The organism is Peribacillus sp. FSL M8-0224 (assembly GCF_038003055.1).
In the GTDB taxonomy this organism is placed as follows: Bacteria; Bacillota; Bacilli; order Bacillales; family DSM-1321; genus Peribacillus; species Peribacillus frigoritolerans.
Genome location: NZ_JBBOOJ010000002.1, coordinates 1 through 24,201, shown reverse-complemented (window position 1 = coordinate 24,201; position 24,201 = coordinate 1). Strand labels below are relative to the sequence as shown.

The 24,201-nt window shown below is 42.7% G+C and carries 21 protein-coding genes and 1 riboswitch; of the genes, 1 reads left to right on the top strand and 20 read right to left on the bottom strand.

Translation table 11 applies throughout. The annotated features are described in order from the left end of the window. Nucleotides 1-303: 303 nt before the first annotated feature. The 7 genes from MKX49_RS28095 to MKX49_RS28065 all read right to left on the bottom strand — a co-directional run bounded on the left by MKX49_RS28095 (nucleotide 304) and on the right by MKX49_RS28065 (nucleotide 9,974). Nucleotides 304-1,473, bottom strand: a complete 1,170-nt coding sequence (locus tag MKX49_RS28095) for a CamS family sex pheromone protein (protein WP_251542390.1) — start codon at nucleotides 1,471-1,473, stop codon at nucleotides 304-306. Between the two features lie 11 nt (nucleotides 1,474-1,484). Next, nucleotides 1,485-3,491 carry an NAD-dependent DNA ligase LigA gene (ligA, locus tag MKX49_RS28090; protein ID WP_340878635.1) on the bottom strand — a complete coding sequence of 669 codons (2,007 nt, stop codon included), beginning with the start codon at nucleotides 3,489-3,491 and terminating at the stop codon, nucleotides 1,485-1,487. A gap of 103 nt (nucleotides 3,492-3,594) precedes the next feature. Continuing rightward, nucleotides 3,595-5,841: a DNA helicase PcrA gene (gene pcrA, locus MKX49_RS28085; RefSeq protein WP_048680596.1), complete on the bottom strand. Its 2,247-nt coding sequence runs from the start codon at nucleotides 5,839-5,841 to the stop codon at nucleotides 3,595-3,597. A gap of 61 nt (nucleotides 5,842-5,902) precedes the next feature. Then, nucleotides 5,903-6,586: a heptaprenylglyceryl phosphate synthase gene (locus MKX49_RS28080; RefSeq protein ID WP_034306092.1), complete on the bottom strand. Its 684-nt coding sequence runs from the start codon at nucleotides 6,584-6,586 to the stop codon at nucleotides 5,903-5,905. A gap of 220 nt (nucleotides 6,587-6,806) precedes the next feature. After that, the gene (locus tag MKX49_RS28075) at nucleotides 6,807-7,121 is read right to left on the bottom strand and encodes a YerC/YecD family TrpR-related protein (protein ID WP_034306094.1); all 315 of its coding nucleotides are present in this window, start codon (nucleotides 7,119-7,121) and stop codon (nucleotides 6,807-6,809) included. A gap of 26 nt (nucleotides 7,122-7,147) precedes the next feature. Further along, nucleotides 7,148-8,185 carry a DUF3048 domain-containing protein gene (locus tag MKX49_RS28070; protein WP_340878634.1) on the bottom strand — a complete coding sequence of 346 codons (1,038 nt, stop codon included), beginning with the start codon at nucleotides 8,183-8,185 and terminating at the stop codon, nucleotides 7,148-7,150. 43 nt (nucleotides 8,186-8,228) lie between these two features. Further along, complete coding sequence (locus MKX49_RS28065) at nucleotides 8,229-9,974, bottom strand: adenine deaminase C-terminal domain-containing protein (protein WP_048680603.1); 1,746 nt, start codon at nucleotides 9,972-9,974, stop codon at nucleotides 8,229-8,231. A gap of 145 nt (nucleotides 9,975-10,119) precedes the next feature. Between MKX49_RS28065 and MKX49_RS28060 the strand changes: the two genes are divergently transcribed. Continuing rightward, nucleotides 10,120-10,386, top strand: coding sequence for a YgaP-like transmembrane domain (locus tag MKX49_RS28060; RefSeq protein WP_340878633.1), 267 nt, complete (start codon nucleotides 10,120-10,122; stop codon nucleotides 10,384-10,386). Between the two features lie 45 nt (nucleotides 10,387-10,431). Here the strand turns inward: MKX49_RS28060 and purD are convergent, their stop codons facing one another. From purD to MKX49_RS27995, 13 genes are all read right to left on the bottom strand, one after another. Beyond that, nucleotides 10,432-11,706 (bottom strand): phosphoribosylamine--glycine ligase, encoded by a 1,275-nt coding sequence (gene purD / locus MKX49_RS28055; RefSeq protein WP_063595366.1) that lies wholly within the window; start codon nucleotides 11,704-11,706, stop codon nucleotides 10,432-10,434. Nucleotides 11,707-11,725: 19 nt separating this feature from the next. After that, the gene (purH, locus tag MKX49_RS28050; RefSeq protein ID WP_063595367.1) at nucleotides 11,726-13,261 is read right to left on the bottom strand and encodes a bifunctional phosphoribosylaminoimidazolecarboxamide formyltransferase/IMP cyclohydrolase; all 1,536 of its coding nucleotides are present in this window, start codon (nucleotides 13,259-13,261) and stop codon (nucleotides 11,726-11,728) included. An 18-nt stretch (nucleotides 13,262-13,279) separates the two neighbouring features. Then, nucleotides 13,280-13,855, bottom strand: coding sequence for a phosphoribosylglycinamide formyltransferase (purN, locus tag MKX49_RS28045; protein ID WP_133351554.1), 576 nt, complete (start codon nucleotides 13,853-13,855; stop codon nucleotides 13,280-13,282). Then, nucleotides 13,855-14,880, bottom strand: a complete 1,026-nt coding sequence (purM, locus tag MKX49_RS28040) for a phosphoribosylformylglycinamidine cyclo-ligase (protein WP_048680618.1) — start codon at nucleotides 14,878-14,880, stop codon at nucleotides 13,855-13,857. The genes purN and purM overlap by 1 nt, the downstream gene beginning before the upstream one ends. A 42-nt stretch (nucleotides 14,881-14,922) precedes the next feature. Next, nucleotides 14,923-16,338, bottom strand: a complete 1,416-nt coding sequence (gene purF, locus MKX49_RS28035; protein ID WP_048680621.1) for an amidophosphoribosyltransferase — start codon at nucleotides 16,336-16,338, stop codon at nucleotides 14,923-14,925. Next, on the bottom strand, nucleotides 16,323-18,542 hold the full coding sequence (purL, locus tag MKX49_RS28030; RefSeq protein ID WP_340878631.1) for a phosphoribosylformylglycinamidine synthase subunit PurL: 2,220 nt from the start codon (nucleotides 18,540-18,542) through the stop codon (nucleotides 16,323-16,325). Before purL ends, purF begins: the two co-directional genes overlap by 16 nt. After that, nucleotides 18,526-19,212 carry a phosphoribosylformylglycinamidine synthase subunit PurQ gene (purQ, locus tag MKX49_RS28025; RefSeq protein ID WP_048680628.1) on the bottom strand — a complete coding sequence of 229 codons (687 nt, stop codon included), beginning with the start codon at nucleotides 19,210-19,212 and terminating at the stop codon, nucleotides 18,526-18,528. Before purQ ends, purL begins: the two co-directional genes overlap by 17 nt. Next, nucleotides 19,209-19,463: a phosphoribosylformylglycinamidine synthase subunit PurS gene (purS, locus tag MKX49_RS28020; protein WP_034306118.1), complete on the bottom strand. Its 255-nt coding sequence runs from the start codon at nucleotides 19,461-19,463 to the stop codon at nucleotides 19,209-19,211. Before purS ends, purQ begins: the two co-directional genes overlap by 4 nt. Further along, nucleotides 19,456-20,175: a phosphoribosylaminoimidazolesuccinocarboxamide synthase gene (gene purC / locus MKX49_RS28015; RefSeq protein ID WP_048680630.1), complete on the bottom strand. Its 720-nt coding sequence runs from the start codon at nucleotides 20,173-20,175 to the stop codon at nucleotides 19,456-19,458. The genes purS and purC overlap by 8 nt, the downstream gene beginning before the upstream one ends. 102 nt (nucleotides 20,176-20,277) lie before the next feature. Further along, nucleotides 20,278-21,570, bottom strand: a complete 1,293-nt coding sequence (gene purB / locus MKX49_RS28010) for an adenylosuccinate lyase (RefSeq protein ID WP_034306123.1) — start codon at nucleotides 21,568-21,570, stop codon at nucleotides 20,278-20,280. Beyond that, nucleotides 21,567-22,727 (bottom strand): 5-(carboxyamino)imidazole ribonucleotide synthase, encoded by a 1,161-nt coding sequence (gene purK / locus MKX49_RS28005; protein ID WP_340878630.1) that lies wholly within the window; start codon nucleotides 22,725-22,727, stop codon nucleotides 21,567-21,569. The genes purB and purK overlap by 4 nt, the downstream gene beginning before the upstream one ends. Further along, nucleotides 22,711-23,199, bottom strand: a complete 489-nt coding sequence (purE, locus tag MKX49_RS28000) for a 5-(carboxyamino)imidazole ribonucleotide mutase (protein WP_034306127.1) — start codon at nucleotides 23,197-23,199, stop codon at nucleotides 22,711-22,713. Before purE ends, purK begins: the two co-directional genes overlap by 17 nt. A gap of 179 nt (nucleotides 23,200-23,378) precedes the next feature. After that, nucleotides 23,379-23,480: riboswitch (purine riboswitch) on the bottom strand. Nucleotides 23,481-23,554: 74 nt separating this feature from the next. After that, complete coding sequence (locus tag MKX49_RS27995) at nucleotides 23,555-23,755, bottom strand: NETI motif-containing protein (protein WP_048680636.1); 201 nt, start codon at nucleotides 23,753-23,755, stop codon at nucleotides 23,555-23,557. Nucleotides 23,756-24,201 lie beyond the last annotated feature (446 nt).

Sequence of the window (24,201 nt, the reverse complement as noted above, 5' to 3'; positions counted from 1 at the left end):
AAATCATATCAAACTATTGCACAGTAAAGCAACAAGAGATACAATGTCGAAATTCAATTATTTCTTAAGGAAAAAGAGATATTTTCCGGGAAATATGAGAAAGTTGCCGGAATTTCCGGGGAAATGACAATTAGACTATTAAAATTCGACAAATGTTACCTTTTTTAAAGAACTTGTTCCCTAAGATGGAAGGGTTTACTTTCTATTATATATCTTTGTTCATTGTTAAAGATTAATTTGACATTCACAAGAAATACATTCCAGTCGAAAAAAAGGATGAAGCCGCTAAGCTTCATCCTTTTTTCATTCGTATATATGAACGGTTGGTTCGTCCTGATTCGCTTCACGGACTATGAGCGCTTCAGGTCCATTTACAGATGTAATGGATACCTGTACGGCAATATAGTTCGGGAAACGTTCCATTATGAGCCCAGCAACATATTGGGTAAAGCCTATCGCTTCCGAGTTCCCATAAAATTGAATGGGGATATCGATGTTCAGGCTTTGCAATTGATCATCCATATAGAACGCCCTGCCGATGACTCCATTAAAGTTAGGGAAGTATTCTTCGACATCTTCTTTAAAGTTCGTGAAAGTATTGACGTCATCACGGTATTTCTTTTCAGCAGCAGCAGAAGGAAATAGGAAATACTCTTCGTCCAAGTTCGTCCATTTCCCAATATTGTTCGAGTTTTTATCGATATTTGTATAGGAAATGAAATTCCCAGGGACTACTGAAGATTTTTCATTTTGCTCGAATAAGGCAATCGTAATCGGAACATTTTTCAGCTTATCCATATTACGCAGCCTTTTTAGGACTACTGCAGCAATTTTTTCCCCTTCTTGCTTTAGCTTTTTACTATCGATTTTATTTTCATAGGTGGCACCGAATGCCTCTTTTTGATAGTAATGCACTGAATTCAACGCAAGACCTATTACTACTCCGCCAAGGCTCACCGAATTATCTTTTGTTTTGACCAAGTAATTATGTTCTAAAATATGAGCAAGATAAATTGGATTTTCTTCATTCCGTTTATCAATGTCTCCTTTACCTGGATCAACCGGATTCAAGCCAAGGTTCTCAGAGGCCTTCATCTTCTTTTCTTTCAACTGACTATCGGTATATTTTCTGTTCAGCCAGGAAGATATCTTGGAACTATCTAGCATTTGCCCCTCTTGAAACAGGTAATCTTCCGGGTCGAATTGGGTTTGGGCCAACCGCATCAATCCATTTTCGAATTCTTCAATGTCATATCGGGTATTTAGATTGGATACGACCAAACCGCGTGCCTTTGATGGTTCAAAAGGTAGGATTGTTTGATAATATTCTTCCGAAATTTTATACTTCGGAATAATTGCCGTTTCTTTTTTGTCTTTGGAGTCTTGAACTACCTCTTGCTTATCCTCGAAACTAGGCGCACATCCAGCAAGAAGCAGTATAAGAATCATCCCCAAAATGGAGTGTTTCCTCATAGCTACACCTCTTATTTATTTAGTTCCTCAATCAGTCTCTCTTCATCCCATACCATGACGCCTAGGCTTTCGGCTTTTTCCAGTTTGGAACCGGCATCTTCACCAGCTACGACCAAATCGGTTTTCTTGCTTACACTTCCAGCAACATTAGCTCCTAGCGCCTCTAATTTCTCTTTAGCTTCGTTACGTGTTAACTGATGCAGTTTTCCCGTTAAAACGACTGTTTTACCGGCAAAAATGGAGTCGATATCTTCTATAGCAACAGCTCTTTGCCCTTTGAAAGTAAGATTCACACCGGCTGCATCCAACTCATTCAATAAAGCATGGACTTCTTCCAATTCAAAATAAGCTACGATGGAATCAGCCATCTTATCGCCTATTTCATTGATGGCCGTTAGTTCTTCACGGCTCGCCTTGCTTAAGGCTTCCATCGTTCCGAATTCCCTCGCAAGCGTCTTGGCAGCTTTTGAACCAACATGGCGAATGCCCAGCCCGAATAGTAATTTTTCCAACGAGTTGGCTTTCGAAGCTTCGATCGCTTGAAGAAGTTTAGTGACGGATTTATCCCCCATCCTTTCCAAAGCAATCAGTTGATCGTATGTAAGCTTATAAATATCAGCCACATCTTGTATGAGTTCTTCTTTAAATAACAAGCTAATCACTTTTTCACCAAGACTGTCTATATTCATAGCTGTACGGGAAACAAAGTGAATCAAGCCTTCCCGTATTTGTGCAGGACACTTCGGGTTGATGCAGCGTAAAGCAACCTCCCCGTCCAGCCGGACAAGTTCACTGCTGCACTCAGGGCACTCAGTCGGCATCTGAAACTCGACTTCTTCCCCTGTACGGCGCTCTGCCAGTACATTGACTACCTCTGGAATGATATCACCCGCTTTTTTCACAACCACTTGATCTCCGATTCTGATGTCCTTTTCACGGATTAAGTCTTCATTGTGAAGTGAAGCTCGCTGCACAGTCGTACCTGCTACCCGTACGGGATCCAAAACGGCAGTCGGGGTCAATACACCCGTACGGCCCACATTCAGCTCGATATCCCTTAGGGTTGTAATGACTTCTTCAGCTGGGAATTTATAAGCAATGGCCCATCGCGGACTTTTTGCAGTAAAACCTAATTCATCCTGCTGTTCAAGGGAATCCACCTTTACGACAATTCCATCAATATCATAGGCTAAGTTTGGACGTTGTTCCGTCCATTCTACTATATAGGCCAGTACTTCCTCTATATTCGAGCATGTTTTTCTTTCCCGGTTCGTCTTAAACCCGAGTCGATCCAATAAATCCAGACCCTCGCTATGGGAACGGACCCCCGTTTCCCCCAAATCGGCAATCGCATAAAGGAAAATATCCAAGTTCCGTTTCGCAGCAAGTTTCGGATCAAGCTGCCTTAACGAGCCGGCAGCGGCATTTCGCGGGTTTGCAAATGGTTCCTCACCGCGTTCTTCCTTAGCCTTGTTTAATGATTCGAATGATTTTTTTGGCATAAATGCCTCACCGCGCACTTCTATGGCGACCTGCTCCCGTAACTTCAATGGGATCGACTTGATCGTTTTCAAATTAGCGGTAATATCTTCACCGATCGTTCCGTCTCCACGGGTTGCCCCTCTTACGAAATATCCATTCTCATATTGAAGTGTGACGGCAAGTCCGTCAATTTTCAATTCACATACATAGGAAAAATTGTCACCTACAGATTGTCTGACCTTTCTGTCGAAATCCCGCAAGTCACTTTCGTTGAAGGCATTGCCTAAACTAAGCATCGGAGTGGTATGCTCCACCTTTTCAAACATATCCAAAATGGCGCCACCGACCCGTTGTGTCGGTGAGTCCGCCGTTTGCAGTTCCGGAAATTTCTCCTCATACCCAATAAGTTCACGTAGCAGCCGATCATATTCAGCATCAGGTACTGATGGCTGGTCCATCACATAATATTCATAGCTGTATTGGTTCAATAACGTTTGCAGTTCCAGAACTTTCTTCTCTGCAGCTTGTAAGTCCATACGTTCAATCCTTTCTAAAGAAGACTCCACCGCACTTCTGATAGAAGAGCGGTGTCTAAAGTCAGATATCCCTATTCTTTACCAGCAGGAGCATATTAATAGCTTATGCTTTTTCAACTGGTGCAAATTTCGCCAATAGGCGTTTGATGCCGATTGGACTTGGAAAGGCAATATCCAATTCCTTTCCTTCGCCTTCCCCTTTTACGCTCACCACGGTTCCTATACCCCATTTTTTATGGGAGGCACGGTCACCGACAGCCCAGCCGATTTCTTCACCGCCCGTTGCGGATGGTGCAGAAACAGCTTTTCCAAAGGCAGGCACTTTTCTTGTTGAAGCCGTTGAAGGAGACCCGGTTCTCGAAGAGCTGAAAGGCGTTTGCCTAGCTCTAGGAGCAGGTTTCGGTTTTAGGTCTTCGAGAAGTTCCTCTGGTATTTCACTGATGAAACGTGAAACGGGATTCATGCTCGTCCGTCCATACAATGTCCGCATTTGGGCATTGCTTATGAATAGTTCATTTTCGGCCCTTGTAATTCCCACATAAGCCAGACGGCGTTCTTCTTCCATCTCCTCTTCATCCATAAGCGAGCGGCTGTGAGGGAAAACCCCTTCTTCAAGGCCCAATAGAAAGACTACCGGATATTCAAGTCCCTTCGCTGAATGCAATGTCATCAACGTTACCGTATTTGTATTTTCTTCGGTATTCTCGTCAAGTTGGTCTATATCGGCAACCAACGCAAGGTCAGTCAAAAAGCCCACCAATGATTTGTCCTCGCTGTTATCTTCGAATGCTTTCGTAACAGATAAAAACTCATCTATATTTTCAAGCCGGCTTTGTGATTCAATCGTTTTTTCTGCCTGCAGCATCTCACGGTAACCGGTTTTCTCGATGACTTCCTCCACAAGTTCCGTCACGGATAAGTACTCCTGCTGATTTGTATAATTAGTGATCAGCGTATGGAATTCCCTTGCCGCTTTGGTGGCCTTCCCGCTTATCCCTGCCATTTCCACAGACTCCAGTGCTTTATATATGGAAACATCATATTGATCTGCATAATCTGCCACTTTGTCCATCGAAGTTGCACCAATTCCGCGTTTTGGCACATTGATTACACGGCGAAGGCTGATGTCATCATCAGGGTTCGCAATAAGTCGAAGATAGGCAAGTAAATCCTTAATCTCTTTACGGTCATAGAACTTAGTGCCCCCGACTATTGCATAATTAATATTGGATTTAAGCAGAACTTCCTCCATGACACGTGATTGTGCATTCGTTCTGTAAAGTATTGCTATATCTGAATACTTCCTGCTGCCGTCCTGAACTAACTCATTTATCTTTCCGGCTACGAATTGCGCTTCCCCTTGTTCATTGTCCGCACGGTAATAGAATATCTTATTGCCATCTGCATTCTCGGTCCAAAGATTTTTCGGCTTACGGTTTTGATTGTTATCGATGACCTTATTCGCTGCTGCAAGGATTTTTTTCGTCGAGCGGTAATTCTGTTCAAGGAAAATCATGTTGGCATTCGGATAATCTTTTTCAAATGAAAGGATATTCGCAATATCCGCACCGCGCCAACGATAGATCGATTGATCGGAATCCCCGACAACACAGAGATTACGGAAGCGTGAAGCCAATAATTTAACAAGCATGTATTGAGCCCTGTTCGTATCTTGGTACTCATCAACATGAATGTATTGAAATTTACGCTGATAATATTCAAGCACCTCAGGTACGAGCTGGAACAATTGAATCGTCATCATGATCAAATCATCGAAATCGAGCGCTGAATTTTTGCGCAGCCGTTTTTGATATTCCGTATAAACATCGGCCGTTACTTTAGTGAAGTAATCAGACGCCGTCTTCAGGTACTCTTCCGGCCCGACCAATTCATTTTTCGCTGAACTGATGCTGCCCAAAATGGCACGATAATCATATTTCTTTGTATCCATATTACGGTCTTTCATGATTTGTTTTATGACCGATTGCTGATCCGTCGTATCCAATATCGAGAAGTTCCTATTAAATCCGATACGGTCGATATCTCTTCGTAGAATGCGGACACACATCGAGTGGAAAGTCGAAATCCAGATATCTTCGGATGCACCGCCAAGTATGGCACGGATCCTCTCCTTCATCTCACGTGCCGCTTTGTTGGTGAACGTGATTGCAAGGATGTTCCAAGGCGCTATTTCCTTCTCGACCATCAAATAAGCTATTCGGTGAGTCAGCACACGCGTCTTTCCACTTCCTGCCCCAGCCATGATTAAAAGTGGACCATCTGTTGCTTTCACTGCTTTTTGTTGCTGTTCATTCAAACCAATTAATAATTTTTCCGCTAAATATTGCATTATCACACCACCTATACGAACATTCGTTTCTGTTTTAGTATACTATATTTCTTACATGTTTTCATTTAACTGCCGTAACTGTTGCAAGGGCCACTTTCAAATCTTCATAAATCACATTGCCGACAACGATGACATCCGCAATCTTGGACATCTCTTTGGCCTGTTCAACCGATTTTATCCCACCGCCATAGAATAGTATGGTATCTTCCAAACTCTCTTTGGCCGCTTCCACCATCTGGACATCGCCATAATCACCGCTGTATTCCAAATAAAAGATCGGCAGGTTGAACATCTTTTCCGCCATCATCGCGTATGCACCCACATCATCCATATCCAAATCAGTATTGGCTTTCGTCAATTGTGCCGCCTTGCACTCAGGGTTCAGGATACAGTACCCTTCAACGAAAATTTCATCCCAATTCAAAAGGTATCCGTATTCCTTGACTGCTTGCTGATGCAATTTCATCATCCAATCCGGGTTGGTGCTATTCAGGACACTCGGAATGAAATATAAATCAAACCCTGGCGTCACCGTTTCAACTGAAGAAATTTCCATCACACACGGGACCGTATATCGCCTGACACGTGCCATTAAATGAAGCACATTCTCAAGCGTGATACCATCCGTTCCCCCGACCATGATTGCATCAGTACCGGATTCACAGACTTTCTCAAGGGCCTCATCACTTATTTCTTTATTTGGATCGAGTTTGAAAACATGTTTCCACTCGCGAAAATCGTACATTATAATCCTCCATTCACACTTCCCATTACACCATTATAGCATTAAGATTTTTCATTAAAAAAGAGAAGTATCGATAAAATGTTATTACCAAATGGAACCTTTTAATCTAAAATCCAATATAACATGGATACGGCTGAAAGACAGCCGGCAATGAGCGTGCTGGACACAAAATAAAAAGCCGGGAAATGAATTCCCCAGCTTTTTATTATAATCGAAAGAATTATGATTCAGTTGTTTCCTCTACGTTATCCTTAATACGGTTCAGAGCCATGGAATAAGCATCATTTCCGTAGTTCAAGCAGCGTTTGACCCTGGAAATCGTAGCCGTGCTTGCACCTGTTTCCGTTTCGATTTTATGATAGGTTTTTCCTTCTTCAAGCATGCGGGCTACTTCAAGACGCTGTGCCAATGATGAAATTTCATTAACTGTGCATAGATCATCAAAAAATCGATAGCATTCGTCCAAATCACGCAAGGAAAGGATCGACTTGAACAGCTGATCCGTTTCTTTTCCTCTTAACTTATCAATTTGCATGTTACTCCCCCTCAATTTCATGGGTATCAAAATGAGACGTCTCCTACTAAACCAGGTTCATCCGGAATAATATTGATCCAAGTTTTCCCTGGAATCAACCCTACCTCTTTATCGTTTTTCACTGGTGTAATACGACCATCCTTATTCACCCATTCTACTTCATTCGCTTTTCCTTTTTGAAGTAAATAACCATTTCCGCCACTTTTCAAGTCGATTTTTCGACGCCCTTTGTCGTCGATCACTTGATGAGCAGCCTCAATGATCAATATATTATCCAGTAAAATAGGTTTATTCGATTTATGCTCGACTGTTTGCTCTCCATTCGAATAACGTTTATATTTCTCTTCCGTGGCCTCGTATTCATACTGTACATCATACTCGTCTGATCCGTAGGAAACCTCGGTTTTCAATGCCGGTTCCCCTTGAAGTCCAGCTGCCTCTTCCTTTGTAAGGAAAGCATAAGGCTCCGGTGCACCATTCAACTCATAACCCTTTTCCTTTGCACCTTTTTCGATATCCTCAAAGGAGGTGTAGGAATTATGCGGTGCTTTTCGATCTGCCGAACGTTGAAACAAAGTACCATCATAATATAATCCGTTCAAGTTATCAATATACCCTCTGTCCAGCATGGTCTTTGCCTCGGGGCTATACCCATGACAGACATAGATGCAATCAAGGCCTTTAGCCAATTCGATATAATAGTCCCTTGCACTCCGAATCGGACCGATTTGACTAGGCATTTCACTTTGGAAGATAGCTAAAAATCTGGTTATGTCACCTTCTGCGAGCATTTCGTAAACCATATCGGCTTCTGAGAGACCCGATTGCTGGCGTGCTTCCGGATGATTATTAATCATCACTGCTGCAGCCCTTCGCTCACTGCCTGCTTCGGTGGCCATACCTGTAAGTGGAAACTCATTGGAAGGTTCATTTTTCACATCTGTATTTTTGATGACAGCTTGGTCTTTCGGCTTACTGTCATCCGATGCAGGATCCTCTTTCGTCGAACAGCCTGCCAGCAGTAAAATAGCAATAACGATGAAAAGAACTCTCTTAAAATTCATCTTTCCACTCCTCTGATTTATTAGCCATTTCTTCTCTTATATTTTAACGCATTATAGTGGGAAAGAGTATAGTTTTATTCATTACATCATATACTCCTCGCTGGGTCAGCCTTATATATGGCAGATGGGTTGTCGAAAAGAATGAAAGGGTATACACAGGATCGGCGAAGCGATAACCTCTCTCCCGCAGCAAATGTTTCAATTCATTTTCTTCTTTTATCAATTCAGGAACCTCCTTGGTCGACATGACTCCCTTTAATTTCAGAGGAAGTTCATGAATCACCTTGCCTTGTTCCGTCAAAATGATTCCACCGCCAATTTCCTTCAGCCGGTTAAATGCCAAATGCATATCCTTTTTCCTTTTACCGATCAGTATGATATCACCTGTATTTGTATAAGAGCCAGCAAAGCCACACAATTTGTCCGCAAACCCTTTTAATATCGTATTGATGCGCCATTTCCCTTCCCGGTCGATTAGCATGAAAAAGCATTCATCATCCTCAAAGTTCAGTTCTTCATGCCCAACATCATTGGCAAGGGAGTACGGTTTCGTAATTACATTATTAACCAATTCTATCCCGAACGGCATGGAAAATTCAAAATCTTCCTTTAAACTGAGATCCCAATCAAGATCGAGCGGTTTAAAATCGAAATCACTCCATTCGATTTCCTGTTTATCCGGAATGATCTCACCATCCCTTTTCACCCATTTCCCTTTCGCCATTACCGAAACTGGTGCGGGTTCCTTTACATCGGTCAGGAAGTTGATGTTCGCCACCCTCCCTGTGGCAATATTGCCATGAAGGTATTCAATGTTATAATATCGTGCGATGTTGATGGTCGCCATATTGTAGGCATCGATGACCGGAACGCCATGCTCTATCGCTATTTTGATCAAGCAGTCTATGAAACCACCTTCATAAAAGGACGGCGGTGATCCATCTGTCGTATAAAAGAATTTGTCATAATGATCAATGCCCAGTTCATGGATTTCCTGTATCAGCTTTGGTAAATCCGGACGGATCGAAGAATGTCTTAACGATACATAATAGCCCTGCAGCAAGCGTGACATGACTTCATCACCTGTCATTGCCTCATGATCACAATCGGCGCCGAACAAGGTCATTTTTGCTAAAGTCTTCTCTGAAGCACCTGGAAAGTGTCCTTCTATTTTCTTCCTCATTCGCTTGGCTTCCTGAATCCAGTGCAACATCATGTCATCCCCATCGAGAAGCTTCGGCCATCCAGTTAGTTCCCCGCCCTGTAATACGGCATCATGCTCCAGCCATGACTTGACGGCCCCATGGGAAAAGACCATATCTTCATCGATCAATTCCGTTTGTCCGTCAAAACGGCTCCACCAATACATTGTTACAGGAATGTTACGTAATTCTTTCAAAAGAGAAAACGCTTTCTTTTTATCTAACTGCAATAGAAACGGCAAGTTATCATTGATCAATGTCGTTGTGCCAAAATGAGATGCATAACGTGAAAAAGAAAGGGGATTATATAATTGAGAAGGGTGTGAATGCGGCTCAATATAACCCGGGACCAAGTACTGGTTTGTACAGTCGACCATTTCACAGCGGTCTATATTATCAGGAAGCTTATCGCCAACATATATGATGCGATCTTCATATATCCATATATTCGCTTTTACCCATTTTCGTAAAGCCTGATTTAAATAAGTCGTATTTTTTAGCAGAATGTGTGGTGCCCTATTGCCATCCAGCACATCTATATGTTCTCTTAGATGTTTATTTTTCCATCTATAGCGCTGTTCAAGCATAAACATTCCCCCATAAGTTATTAGAAACAGTGTATGAAAAAAACCATTTTCAATCCAATTTTATTTCATAGTAACATACTTGCCCCATTAGAACAGTAATGTTATCCAGATTATTGTTAAATTTTTGTGAAGGGATGGATTTTATATGAAGTTTAAACAAAATATCAGTATAATAAATGCTTTAATGCGAATTACTTGTGGTTTTACATTTCTAACATGGGCTACGGCTAAAATGGTGAAAAAACCATGGAAAAACCAATCTTATATAATCGTGGCCATGCTTTCCGCCATGAAAATAGGTGAAGGAATCCTCCGTTATTGTCCTGTCGTCGATGCGATGGAAAACGGACAAAACTTGATGACAAAAGGACCAAAACAGGAAAATGAATCGAATCAATCTAATTCATATTAAGTCTTATAGAAGAAGCTGACTCCGCTTAGAGTCAGCTTCTTTATATTATGATGAAAAATTGTATTTTATTGCTCGGTAGCCAATATCCGTTCGCCAAAATAAACCGTCTTTCTCAATATGCCCTAACTCTTTATATACTTCAGCTTGCGCAGAGGCCAAATCCTTCCCTTTTGCAGCAACCAGAAGTACACGTCCGCCATTCGAGATGAAGTTCCCTTCATTATTGAGAGCCGTTCCAGCATGATAAACATGGGCTTTCGGATCAATCTTTTCCAAGCCTTTAATGATAGATCCCTTTTTATATTCCCCTGGATATCCATCAGCTGCGACGACCACTCCGAGCACGGCTTCTTCATGCCATTCAAGTTGTAAATCCTCTCCAGAAAGAACCGCTTCAAGCGTATCTACGAAGTCTGTCTTTAGACGAGGTAAAACGACTTGCGTTTCCGGATCGCCAAAACGGGCATTGAACTCAATGACTTTTGTGCCTTTTTCAGTGGCGATCAACCCGGCATATAATATTCCTGTAAAACTCCGATTCTCAGAAATCATTGCATTTACCGTGGGTTTAAGAATCGTTTCGACTGCAGTCTGGATCATTTCATCGGATATTTGCGGCACCGGTGAATATGCACCCATTCCACCTGTGTTCGGACCCTGATCTCCATCAAAAACCCGCTTATGATCTTGAGCAATGACCATCGGATACACTTTTTCCCCATTAACGAATGCCATCAATGAAAATTCCTCGCCATCAAGGAATTCCTCAATAACGACTTTGGCAGATGCTTCCCCGAACTTTGCTCCGACTAGCATATCATGGATGGCGTCTAACGCCTCTTCCATCGTCATAGCAACTACGACACCTTTTCCTGCTGCCAAACCATCCGCTTTTATGACAATGGGGGCACCCATTTTTTCGATATATGCTTTTGCTGAATCATAATCAGAAAATGTTTCATATTCCGCTGTCGGAATGCTGTAGTTCTTCATTAAATCTTTAGCAAAGGATTTACTTCCCTCGATGACTGCAGCACGGCCATTAGGGCCAAATACCTGTAATCCTGCCTCCGTAAAATCATCTGCAAGTCCATTCAGCAATGGGGTTTCGGGCCCGATCACCGTTAATGAAACAGCATTCTTCTTTGCAAAGGCAACCAAATCCCCATGATTGTTTTCATCAATTGGTACAAGAGTCGCTACATCGGTCATCCCTGGATTTCCCGGTGCTGCAAAAACGGTCCCAACTCGTTTACTTTCAAATAGTTTGCGGGCTATGGCATGCTCCCTGCCGCCCCGGCCAATTACTAGTACATTCATTATCGCACCTCATTTTTGATTAATGTTTAAAGTGACGAATTCCTGTAAACACCATCGTAATCCCATATTCATCAGCTTTCTTGATTGAATCTTCGTCTTTAACAGATCCACCAGGCTGAATGATTGCCGTGACGCCCGCTTTCGCTGCCGCTTCTACAGTATCATCCATCGGGAAGAAAGCATCTGATGCCAATGCACTTCCTGTTGCTCTTTCCCCAGCTTGTTCCAAAGCAATTTTTGCAGCTCCCACGCGGTTCATTTGTCCTGCGCCAACACCTAATGTCATTTGATCATTACAAACCACAATTGCATTCGACTTGACATGTTTCACGATTTTCCAGCCAAGTTCCATGGCTTTCCACTCTTCAGGGGTAGGCTCACGTTTCGTTGCCACTTTTACCTCTGCATCCTTTAAGCTATGTGCATCCTGATCTTGAATAAGCAATCCGCCTTCAATGGATGTCAATTTACGTTCAGGCTTTTTAACCGCGTCGAAATCGATCGTTAATAAACGCAGGTTTTTCTTGCTTGTCAATACTTCCACTGCCTCTTGTGTAAACCCAGGTGCAATGATGATTTCAAGGAAGATTTCATGAAGCTTTTCCGCAGTTGCCTTATCAACTTCACGGTTCAAAGCGATGATCCCACCGAAAATGGAAGTGGCATCTGCCTCATATGCTTTTTCATATGCTTCCAAAATGGTCGCACCGACACCGACGCCGCACGGATTCATATGTTTGACTGCAACTGCAGCCGGCTCATTGAATTCTTTAACGATTTGAAGTGCTGCATCAGCATCATTAATGTTGTTGTAGGAAAGTTCTTTTCCATGTAATTGATTCGCTTCTGCAATTGAGAAAACGGAACCAAGCGGTTTTTTATAGAATGCGGCTTTTTGATGTGGATTTTCCCCATAACGAAGCGACTGTTTCAATTCATAGGTAACAGTCAATGATTCAGGATTTTCTTCATCGGCAAGCTCTGTCATATACTCTGAAATAACGGCATCATATGCTGCTGTATGACGGAAAACTTTTGCTGCCAGGCGGCGATTCGTGGTTTTTGATACCCCGCCGTTTTGTTTCAGCTCAGCCAATACGGTAGGATAATCATTGGAATCAACGATAACAGTCACATATTCGTGGTTTTTAGCAGAAGAACGAAGCATTGTCGGTCCACCGATATCGATGTTTTCAATAGCATCTTCCACAGTGACTTCCGGTTTGGAAATAGTCGCCTGGAATGGATATAGGTTCACACAGACAAGTTGAATGGGTTCAATATTATGTTCCGCAAGCTGTGCTGCGTGATTTTTGTCATCATGTTTTGCCAACACTGCTCCATGGACATTCGGGTGAAGCGTTTTAACACGTCCATCCAATATTTCAGGGAAACCGGTGACGTCACTGATTCCAATTACCTCAATACCATTATCCTGCAGCGTTTTTTTGGTACCGCCTGTAGAAATGATTTCAAAACCTGCTTCAATTAATCCTTGAGCAAATTCTACGATACCTGTTTTATCCGATACACTAATTAATGCACGTTTCTTCATGTTATGTTGGTCCCTCCATTAAGTAAGTTTCTTGTGGCATAGCTCCTGCAAAACTGACGGATACAGGTCATGCTCCATTTCCTGAATCCTTTTTTGAAGGATGTCTTTCGTATCCCCCTCAAGAATCGGCACTGCTTTTTGGGCAATGACCGGTCCTGTGTCCATTCCATCATCCACATAATGAACCGTTACCCCCGTTTCCTTCACTCCGGCGTCAAAAGCCTGGCCAATTGCATCCTTGCCTGGAAAACTAGGCAGAAGTGAAGGGTGGATATTCACGATCCTCTGTGAATACTTTTGTAATAATGTCGGTCCGATCAAACGCATATAACCAGCCAGAATGATGAATTCTATCTCATACTGGCGAAGTTTTTCCAGGATTTCCGATTCATATTCAGTCTTGTTGGAGTAATTCTTTGCTGAAAAGGAGAAAGAGTCAATATTCTCAAGCTTGGCTCTCTCAAGCACATATGCGTCTTCACGATCGCATACGACAAGACAGATTTCCGCCTTCAACTTTCCACTTTTTATTGCTTCAGCAATTGATTGAAAATTACTACCGTTACCTGATGCAAAGACAGCAAGGCGTTTCATTATTTGAACGACACTCCATTTCCATCCACAACCGTCCCAATAACTGAGGCTTCTTCACCACAAGACCGTAGGTGGGCTAGCACATCGGATGCCACTTCTTTTTTCACGATAGCCGTCATTCCAACTCCCATATTGAAGATATTGAACATTTCCTCTTTTACAAGGTTCCCTTTTTCTTCAAGGAATGAGAATATAGTTGGAATTTCCCAGCTTCCAAGCTCGATTTCAACACCGCATCCTTCAGGAAGAATACGCGGAATATTCTCGATGAATCCTCCACCGGTGATATGGGCAAGACCATTAACCTCAAATTTTTCCAACGTCGATAAAACGGACTTCACATAGATTTTCGTCGGTTTTAATAATTCCTCACCCAACTTGCAATCCAGTTCCGGTACGAAGTCATGAAGCCCCATGCCTGAGTCTTCAAGAAGGATCTTACGAACAAGGGAATACCCATTACTGTGGATGCCGCTTGAAGCGAGTCCAATAACGACATCACCAGCCGAGATCGCTTCACCAGTAATCAGACGTGATTTTTCAACGGCACCTACAGTAAAACCTGCCACATCGTATTCTTCCGTCTCATACATGCCCGGCATTTCTGCCGTTTCTCCGCCGATTAAAGCACAGCCCGCCTGCTCACAGCCATCTGCAATTCCTTTGACGATCATTTCAATTCGTTCAGGATCTGCTTTACCGCAGGCAATATAATCTAAAAAGTATAAAGGTGCAGCACCTTGAACGACAACATCATTGACGCACATAGCTACACAATCCACTCCAATTGTATCGTGTTTATCCATCATGAACGCTAACAAAAGTTTTGTACCCACTCCATCCGTACCAGAAATGAGCACAGGTTCTTTAAGGTTCAAGGAAGATAAGTCAAACATGCCGCCGAAACCGCCCAGACCATTCATTACTTCCGGACGAAATGTGCGCTTTACATGTTTTTTCATTCGATTTACCGCTTCATAACCAGCCTCAATATCCACACCAGCCTGTTTATATGCATTAGCCATTTGAAATCCTCCTCCGAAAATCAATCATCATTGCCGACTTGATTAACATTTTGTTTTTTCTCGTTCGTATTCAAAAATTTCAGTCGGATAATTTCCGGTGAAACAAGCTAGGCATGAACCGCGCGTTTCTCCAGGAAACGGTCGTCCAATTGCTTCGACCATACCTTCGACACTTAAAAAAGTTAAGGAATCAGCTTCAATGATTTCCCTTATTTCCTCCACCGATTTTGAGCTTGCAATCAGTTCTTCCTTTTTAGACGTGTCTATGCCATAAAAACATGGATTCTTGATCGGTGGTGAGCTGATTACTACATGCACTTCTTTCGCTCCGGCATCTTTTAACATGCGGACAATCCTTCTGCTCGTTGTCCCACGGACGATTGAATCATCAACCATTATGACCCGCTTGCCTTCCACTACCCCTCTAACAGGTGATAGTTTCATCTTTACGCCTTGTTCACGCAGACTTTGTGATGGCTGAATGAAAGTCCGTCCAACATAACGATTCTTTATTAAGCCCATTTCATAAGGAATGCCTGCAGCTTCAGCATAGCCAATCGCTGCCGAGATGCTGGAATCAGGTACACCTGTAACTACGTCTGCTTCAATTTTGGTTTCGAGTGCCATTTGCTTACCAAGGTTTTTCCGTGCCGTATGAACATTGATACCATCAATGTTGCTATCCGGACGGGAAAAATACACGTACTCCATCGTGCACATTGCCTGTTGGCTGGAAAGCGAAAAGTATTCGGATGTGATTCCCTCATCATTAATGACAACGAGTTCACCCGGCTCAATATCGCGGATGAATTCTGCACCTACAATATCAAGTGCACATGTTTCAGATGCAGCGAAATATGCATCGCCTATTTTCCCCAAGGAAAGTGGACGGAAGCCATGCGGATCTCTTGCCATGATCATTTGGGTTTCGGTCATGATGACAAAGGCATAGGCTCCCTTTAGCATACTTAAACTGTTCTTCACGGAATCTCTTACATCCGAGTAGCCGGAGCGTTTAATCAGATGTGCCAGAACTTCCGTATCAGAGGTCGTTTGAAAAATGCTTCCTTGTCCTTCAAGCTGTGCTTTTAATTGATGGGCATTGACGATATTCCCATTATGGGCAAGTGCCAGCCCTCCTGTATGAGAATTGAACAGGAAAGGCTGAACATTTTGATACCCGCCGCCGCCTGCCGTTGTATAACGGACATGGCCTATTGCCGCTTTACCGCTACCGGAAAGTGCCTGCATTTTTTCCGCAGTGAATATCTCTGTGACAAGTCCTTCGCCCTTAGAGATGGACATCTGCTCACCATCCGTCACGACGATGCCCGCTCCCTCTTGACCACGATGTTGCAAGCTATGCAAACCGTAGTAAGCAAGCTGCGCTGCATCGGGATGTCCCCAGACTCCAACAACACCACACTCTTCGTTTAGGCTTCTTATTTCAGCAAGCATGGTATGGCTCCCTTCCAAGCTGTTTGTAAATCTTCAACGTCCGCTTCCAATACTTTGCTATCACTTGTTGCCACGACTAATTTATTATCAGCCGTTACTGAGCCTATGCAAATCGCATCTTCAACAAGAGCTTCAAATGCCGCTTGGTTTTGAGGACTGATGGACAGTAAGAATCGTGATTGCGTTTCACTGAATAATTCAGATACCGGTTCACCGGATATATTCACTTTAGCCCCAAGTTTACTAGCCGAGAATAAAGATTCAGCTAAAGCCACTGCCAAACCGCCTTCCGAAAGATCATGGGCAGATGCAACAAGTCCTTTTTGGATTGCAGTCAGAATTTGCTGCTGACGTTTTTGTTCAAGGTCCAAATCAAGTTCTGGAGCGCGTCCAAAGATTTTACCCTCGAGCATTTTCTGTAATTCACTGCCTCCGAATTCCACTTTCGCTTCACCGACCACGTAAATCAAATCGGATTCATTTTTAAATGTTTGTGTTGTGATGTGCTTAAGGTCATTGACTAGACCAACCATTCCAACCACAGGCGTCGGATAAATCGCTTCACCATTCGTTTCATTATAAAGGGAAACATTTCCGCCGATTACAGGAGTACTTAAGCTTCTGCAAGCTTCACTCATACCGTCTGCCGCTTTTTCCAGTTGCCAGAATATTTCTGGTTTTTCTGGATTCCCAAAATTCAAGCAATCCGTGATCGCTAAAGGTTCCGCACCCGAGCAAATGATGTTACGGGCTGCTTCAGCCACAGCGATTTTGCCGCCTGTTTCAGGATCTAAATAAATAAAGCGGGAGTTGCAATCCGTCGTCATGGCAAGGGCTTTATTCGTACCACGTACACGCACTACCGCCGCATCCGATCCAGGTGAGACGACTGTATTCGTGCGGACCATGTAATCATACTGGTCGTAGACCCATTCCTTACTCGAAATTGTCGGTTGCTTCAATAGGGATACCAATGTTTCTTTATAATCTTCAATGACTGGCACTTCTGCCGTCATGCTTTGGAAGTCACGGAAATATTGCGGTTCTGCAGATGGCTTGTGATAAATAGGAGCTTCTTCAGCCAATGCATCAACCGGAACCTCAGCAACGATTTCACCTTGATGGGAAAGTGTTAGATTTTTATCATCCGTTACTTCACCAACAGCAACCGCTTCTAGGTCATATTTCGTAAACAAGTCGACGATTTCCTGTTCGCGTCCTTTAGTGACAACGATCAGCATCCGCTCTTGTGATTCAGAAAGCATCATTTCATAAGCTGTCATTCCCGTTTCACGCTGCGGTACCAAATCCAGGTTCATTTTTATTCCTGAGCCAGCTTTACTCGCCATCTCGGCAGATGAGCTTGTAAGACCTGCAGCTCCCATATCCTGAATGCCAACAAGGGCATCATTTTGAATCAATTCAAGGCATGCTTCCAAAAGCAGTTTCTCCATGAATGGATCGCCTACTTGTACGGCAGGCCGTTTCTCTTCCGAAGACTCTGATAGCTCTTCAGATGCAAATGTTGCTCCATGAATGCCATCACGTCCAGTTTTGGCACCCACATACATCACTGTGTTGCCCACTCCATGCGCTTGGCCCTTTTTAATGTCCTTATGATCGATCAAACCGACACACATTGCATTGACAAGAGGATTTCCTTCATACGATGGATCAAATTGAATTTCTCCGCCGACAGTTGGAATTCCGATACAATTCCCGTATCCTGCAATCCCTGCTACCACTTCTTTAAATAAATATTTCACGCGATCATTGTCTAGCTCACCGAAGCGAAGTGAGTTCAACATCGCGATCGGACGGGCTCCCATGGAGAAAACATCACGGATAATTCCGCCGACACCGGTAGCAGCACCTTGATAAGGCTCTATTGCCGAAGGGTGGTTATGACTTTCAATTTTAAAAACGACAGCCTGATCGTCACCGATATCAACTATACCTGCTCCTTCACCAGGACCTTGTAGCACTTTCTCCCCTGTAATCGGGAATTTCCTTAAGATGGGTTTTGAATTTTTGTAGGAACAATGCTCTGACCACATAACCGAAAACAAACCAGTTTCCGTATAATTCGGCAGTCTGCCTAAGATTTTCTCCACCATTGCAAATTCATCATCGGATAGTCCCATTGTTGCGTACAATCGATCCGATTTAATTTTTTCCGGACTTGGTTCAAGCTGTAATAACATGTGATTCCCTCCAGTTTTTTACGATGGATTGAAAAATCTTTAAGCCGTCTTTACTGCCAAGCAGCGAATCAACAGCACGTTCGGGATGAGGCATCATTCCGAGGACATTTCCTTGTTCATTTGTAATTCCCGCTATTTGCTCCAAGCTTCCGTTTGGATTTTCACCATCATACGTGAACAAGATGCGGTTATTTTGTTTTAATTCAGCCAATGTTTCATCATCGCAGTAGTAATTCCCTTCACCATGTGCCACAGGGATCGTAATCGTTTCATTTAATTCATATCCTGTCGTGAACATCGATTGGTTATTTTCAACCTTCAGTCCTACATTGCGGCAAATGAATTTCAAGCCTTCATTACGGCGCATCGCTCCAGGTAAAAGTCCTGCTTCAAGTAAAATCTGAAAACCATTGCAGACACCCAAGACAGGCTTTCCTGCTTGTGCCGCTTTTACGACTTCAGCCATTACATTCGAAAAGCGTGCAATTGCTCCAGAGCGTAAATAGTCTCCATAAGAGAAACCTCCAGGAAGGAGAATCCCATCATACTGATCTAGATTGTCTGTAGAGTGCCAAACATACTCCACTTCTTCCCCCAGTGCATCCTTTATCGCATGGTACATATCGACATCACAATTGGAGCCAGGGAAAACTATGACAGCAAATTTCATTGGGTGATAACCTCCTCAACATCATAACGGTAAGCTTCAATTACCGTATTGGCCAATAGTTTTTCACACATTTCCTTCACAAGTTGATCTAAATCACGATCCGTATCCTTAATTGTAAGTTCAATGTATTTCCCCACTCGAACATCACTAACTTCGTTATATGTCAAGCTATGAAGTGATTGTTGCACTGCTGCTCCCTGTGGATCTAATACACTTTCGCGTAGTGTGATATATACCTTAACCTTATACATGTTGAGTGCCCTCCAACTTTGCTAGTATTTTTTCGTAAGCATCTGTTAAACTTCCTAAATCACGGCGGAATACATCTTTGTCTAATTTTTCGTTCGTGTTAATATCCCATAATCGGCAGGTATCAGGTGAAATTTCATCTGCCAGCAGAATGTCTCCATTCGGGGTTTTGCCGAACTCTAATTTAAAATCAATCAATTTAATGTCCAACTCTTTAAAGAAAGACGTTAAGACGATACTGATTTCTTGTGCCTTTTCTTTTAAAATCGCTACATCTTCCTTGCTTGCAAGTTCCAATTCTTCAATATGGTCTTCCGTTAACAGAGGATCGCCGAGCTCGTCGTCTTTATAGTAAAACTCAATCAGCGTTTTCTTGAGCGGCTGGCCTTCTTCAATGCCAGTCCTTTTAGAAAAACTGCCGGCAGCCGTATTTCTGACAACGACTTCTAGCGGAATGATGGATACCCTTTTGACTAGCTGCTCCCGTTCGGAAAGCATTTCAATAAAATGGGACGGGATATTCTCTTGGGCAAGCTTTGAAAATAGTAAGCTAGTAATTTGATTATTCAACTTACCTTTTCCTGCAATCTCTGACTTCTTCTCACCATTGAATGCTGTTGCCGAATCCTTGTATTCCACCCATACTATTTCACTGTTGTCCGTTGCAAAAATCTGTTTCGCTTTTCCTTCATACAACAATTCTCGTTTTTCCATCTGTCCAGACCCCCACATTGTGAATATTATGAATCTTCCTGCCATTGATCAGGCTTGGCAAACATATCACCATTAAAGGTGCCATGTTTGCCGCCTTCACTTTTATAAACCTAAACGATCAAAGATTACATCAACATTTTTCAGGTGATGTGTAGGATCGAAACAATCATCAAGTTCTTCTTTCGTAAGCAAGCTTGTGATTTTATCATCCTTTTCGATCAGGCTTCTGAATGGAACCTGAAGCTCCCATGCTTCCATCGCTTTCGGCTGAACCGTATCATAAGCTTCTTCACGGACAAGTCCTTTATCGATAAGGGATAGCAGCACACGTTGTGAGAAAATCAATCCCAGCGTACGGTCCATATTGCGTTTCATATTTTCTGGATAAACGGTCAAGTTCTTCACTATGTTGCTGAAACGGTTCAGCATATAGTTTAATGCGATCGTTGCATCCGGCAAGATGATGCGCTCAGCAGAAGAATGCGAAATGTCACGTTCATGCCATAATGGCACATTCTCATATGCTGTCATCATGTAACCGCGGATTACACGAGCCATACCCGTCATATTTTCAGAACCGATTGGATTCCGTTTATGAGGCATTGCCGAAGATCCTTTTTGTCCTTTTGCAAAGAATTCTTCCACTTCGCGTGTTTCACTTTTTTGCAAGCCGCGAATTTCCACTGCAAACTTTTCAATAGATGTCGCAATTAAAGCCAATGTACTCATATAATGTGCATGGCGATCTCGTTGTAATGTTTGTGTTGAGATTGGCGCTGCTTCAAGGCCAAGCTTTTCACAAACGAATTTTTCAACGAACGGGTCGATGTTTGCGTAAGTTCCGACAGCCCCAGAGATTTTCCCAACCTCTATGTTCTTTCTTGCTTCTTCAAAACGTTCGACATTGCGTTTCATTTCTTGATACCAAAGTGCCAGTTTCAACCCAAAAGTGGTCGGTTCCGCATGAACTCCATGTGTACGTCCCATTTGAACCGTGTATTTATGTTCTTTCGCTTTATTTTTCAGGATCTCCACGAAGTTATTTAAATCCTTGGCAAGGATCTCATTCGCCTGCTTTATCACATATGAAAGAGCTGTATCCACCACATCAGTGGAAGTCAGTCCGTAATGGACCCATTTCCGTTCTTCACCCAACGTTTCGGAAACCGCACGTGTAAAAGCAACAACATCATGGCGTGTATCTTTTTCGATTTCATTGATACGGTCGACATCGAATGTAGCATTTTCACGAAGAAGCTTCACATCTTCTTTTGGAATGACACCTAGCTCCGACCATGCTTCACAAGCTAAGATTTCAACTTCCAACCACGCATTAAAGCGGTTCTTTTCTGTCCAAATGTTTCCCATCTCTGGGCGGGTATAACGTTCAATCATTTTACTTCCTCCGTTTCAACCTGTTGATTCCATATTTTGCTTCGATCACTTTCCAAAAGAGCTTCCTCAATCGTTGGACGTAAAATATTCACATGACCCATTTTCCGCTTAAGCTTGGCTTCTTTCTTACCGTAAAGGTGAACCTTCCAATCTGAAAGCGTCGGAATTTCATCCATCAAGGGTCCGATATGCTCACCAAGGATGTTTATCATTACCACAGGCTTCAATAACGCCGTATTTCCGAGAGGCCAATTGCAGACAGCCCTTATATGCTGTTCAAACTGTGAAGTCTCACATGCCTCCATTGTATAATGGCCTGAGTTATGAGGTCTTGGCGCTAATTCATTAATGATGATATCATCCTGAGCGGTTAAAAACATCTCGACTGCCAATGTCCCCACCAAATCAAGTTTCTCTGCAAGCTGCAAAGCTTCATCAATAGCTTTCCGTTCAGCTTGGATACTGATACGGGCCGGAACAATGCTTTTATGAAGAATGTTTTCAATATGAATGTTTTCCGCAATCGGAAAATGACTTGTCTCGCCATCAGCCTTACGCGTCACGATGATGGATATTTCTTTTACGAAAGGAATCCAGGCTTCCAGCACACATATACCTGTTTTGAGCAGGGGTTCAGCCTTTTTGATATCGGCTTCTTCCTTAATGACCAACTGCCCTTTTCCATCATAACCGCCCCGCGTCGTTTTTAACACACTAGGGTACCCTAATTTCTCTATATGAAGGTAAATTTCTGAAATATCCTGTATTTCCTGATATGGAGCAACGGAAGCTCCTGCATCGGATATGGCTTTTTTTTCAGTCAATCTATCCTGTGTCAGCTTTAATAATTCTGAGCCCTGTGGAAGAAATGCATGTTGCTTTAACCAATCCAAGGCTTCTGAACTGATATTTTCAAACTCGTATGTTATGACATCACTGACGTCAGCTAACCTTTTCAATGATTCGATATCATCATAAGCACCGATGATTTCAATATCCGCCACTTGGGCACATGGGCCTTCTGCAGTCGGCTCAAGGACCGCTATCTTAAAGCCCGATGCCTTAGCTGACAAGGCCATCATCCTGCCCAATTGCCCACCGCCGATAATTCCAATGGTCTGTCCCGGTAATATGATTGTATTATTTAAGTTGTTCACTGCTCTGTAACACCTTTTCTCTGGTTTCGTCTCGTAAAGCCTCTAGCCTATCAGCAATGTCAGAATCAAAAGCCGCTAACATTTGAGCCGCTAACAAACCGGCATTGACTGCGCCGGCTTTTCCGATCGCAACCGTTGCAACCGGTACGCCACCAGGCATTTGAACAATCGATAATAACGAATCCATCCCATTTAATGCCTTCGACTGTATTGGCACGCCAATCACAGGGACAATCGTTTTAGCGGCGGTCATACCTGGAAGATGTGCAGCCCCGCCTGCTCCGGCAATAATCACTTTAATATCTCTATCTTTTGCACTCTCTGCATATTCAAATAGTAAATCCGGCGTCCGGTGGGCGGAAACGACTCTTTTTTCATAGGGGATCTCAAGCTGTTCCAATGATTCACAAGCGTACTTCATCGTTTCCCAATCCGAGACACTTCCCATAATAACCCCAACTTGCGGTTTCATATCATCTTTCCCTCCAACACTCATATTATGGCGTCCCGAGTATGCAGACAGACGCTTATCATTTATCTATAACATGTAAATTAAAAAACCGGACAGGTTGCTTCCTCATCGAGAAAGCAACCTGTCCGGAACAGAAAGCCCTTTTGGAAAATACAAAAAGACTTGGCTAGGTTTCCGAAATAGTCAGATGCTTTTCTCATAGTCCGATGATTTACGGTCATCAGGTAGAAACTTTTGGGCCATATCCCCATGATTATATGAGACGTATTAATGTAACTTCATCTTACCTTCCGGCCATTTTAATGTCAAGTTAAAATCGAATATTTTTACATGATATTAATTAATCGTTCGTGTTTTACTCGATTAACTTTGCTTCGAATACAATTTTTCGATCAACCGGCTCATAATGGACTTTGCCATTCTCGATTCTCTCGGCAAAGATAGGCTCTTCCGTTCGCCTTACAGGAAAGTAACCTGCCGCTTTAATTCGATCTAAACATGCATCGATCGTCTCGCCCTCGATAACTTCAAACTTTTCCTTACTCTTTTTACTCACAATACCGATCCCTTCATGGTTCTATTTTGTCTGCCTTCTTCCTTACCCATCCAACTTGCATATTATCAATAATAAATTCTTCCTAGTATAATGAAAAGAATAAGCAAAGACAAGAATGCATGTAAATAAAATCAATTACTTTATAATGGAAATTCCAAATACCTCAGAATTTGATCCCCCTTACCTTCCTAAAAGCATCTACTCTCATATACTCTACATCCCCTTCAATATCCTGCCCTTCTCCTCCCTCTGAATTACAATAGCTTCATTCATGAAATTACCTCTGCTCCATGATCGTTACATATTCGTATCTTGCTCCCATGAATTATTTCAATTCAAGTTTAGTCCGAATAAATAAGTCAGCTGATGGAATTAATTAGCCTGCAGGTCGATTTAGCTGTTAATTTACGTCATTCCTCCTGAAAGCTGAAAAATATCGCAATACA

Bases quoted from the DNA above. Each gene is read 5' to 3' on its own strand.
- MKX49_RS28060 (WP_340878633.1), top strand. From the start codon at position 10,120: ATGAAGTTTAAACAAAATATCAGTATAATAAATGCTTTAATGCGAATT.
- purL (WP_340878631.1), bottom strand. From the start codon at position 18,542: ATGTTATTACAGCTTGAACCAAGTCCGGAAAAAATTAAATCGGATCGA.
- MKX49_RS28080 (WP_034306092.1), bottom strand. From the start codon at position 6,586: ATGTACGATTTTCGCGAGTGGAAACATGTTTTCAAACTCGATCCAAAT.
- purM (WP_048680618.1), bottom strand. From the start codon at position 14,880: ATGGCTAATGCATATAAACAGGCTGGTGTGGATATTGAGGCTGGTTAT.
- purD (WP_063595366.1), bottom strand. From the start codon at position 11,706: ATGAATGTACTAGTAATTGGCCGGGGCGGCAGGGAGCATGCCATAGCC.
- purE (WP_034306127.1), bottom strand. From the start codon at position 23,199: ATGAAACCGCAAGTTGGGGTTATTATGGGAAGTGTCTCGGATTGGGAA.
- pcrA (WP_048680596.1), bottom strand. From the start codon at position 5,841: ATGCAATATTTAGCGGAAAAATTATTAATTGGTTTGAATGAACAGCAA.
- purB (WP_034306123.1), bottom strand. From the start codon at position 21,570: ATGATTGAACGTTATACCCGCCCAGAGATGGGAAACATTTGGACAGAA.
- purQ (WP_048680628.1), bottom strand. From the start codon at position 19,212: ATGAAATTTGCTGTCATAGTTTTCCCTGGCTCCAATTGTGATGTCGAT.
- purC (WP_048680630.1), bottom strand. From the start codon at position 20,175: ATGGAAAAACGAGAATTGTTGTATGAAGGAAAAGCGAAACAGATTTTT.
- purS (WP_034306118.1), bottom strand. From the start codon at position 19,463: ATGTATAAGGTTAAGGTATATATCACACTACGCGAAAGTGTATTAGAT.
- purN (WP_133351554.1), bottom strand. From the start codon at position 13,855: ATGAAACGCCTTGCTGTCTTTGCATCAGGTAACGGTAGTAATTTTCAA.
- MKX49_RS28070 (WP_340878634.1), bottom strand. From the start codon at position 8,185: ATGAATTTTAAGAGAGTTCTTTTCATCGTTATTGCTATTTTACTGCTG.
- MKX49_RS28095 (WP_251542390.1), bottom strand. From the start codon at position 1,473: ATGAGGAAACACTCCATTTTGGGGATGATTCTTATACTGCTTCTTGCT.
- MKX49_RS28075 (WP_034306094.1), bottom strand. From the start codon at position 7,121: ATGCAAATTGATAAGTTAAGAGGAAAAGAAACGGATCAGCTGTTCAAG.
- purH (WP_063595367.1), bottom strand. From the start codon at position 13,261: ATGAAGAAACGTGCATTAATTAGTGTATCGGATAAAACAGGTATCGTA.
- MKX49_RS28065 (WP_048680603.1), bottom strand. From the start codon at position 9,974: ATGCTTGAACAGCGCTATAGATGGAAAAATAAACATCTAAGAGAACAT.
- purF (WP_048680621.1), bottom strand. From the start codon at position 16,338: ATGCTTGCTGAAATAAGAAGCCTAAACGAAGAGTGTGGTGTTGTTGGA.
- ligA (WP_340878635.1), bottom strand. From the start codon at position 3,491: ATGGACTTACAAGCTGCAGAGAAGAAAGTTCTGGAACTGCAAACGTTA.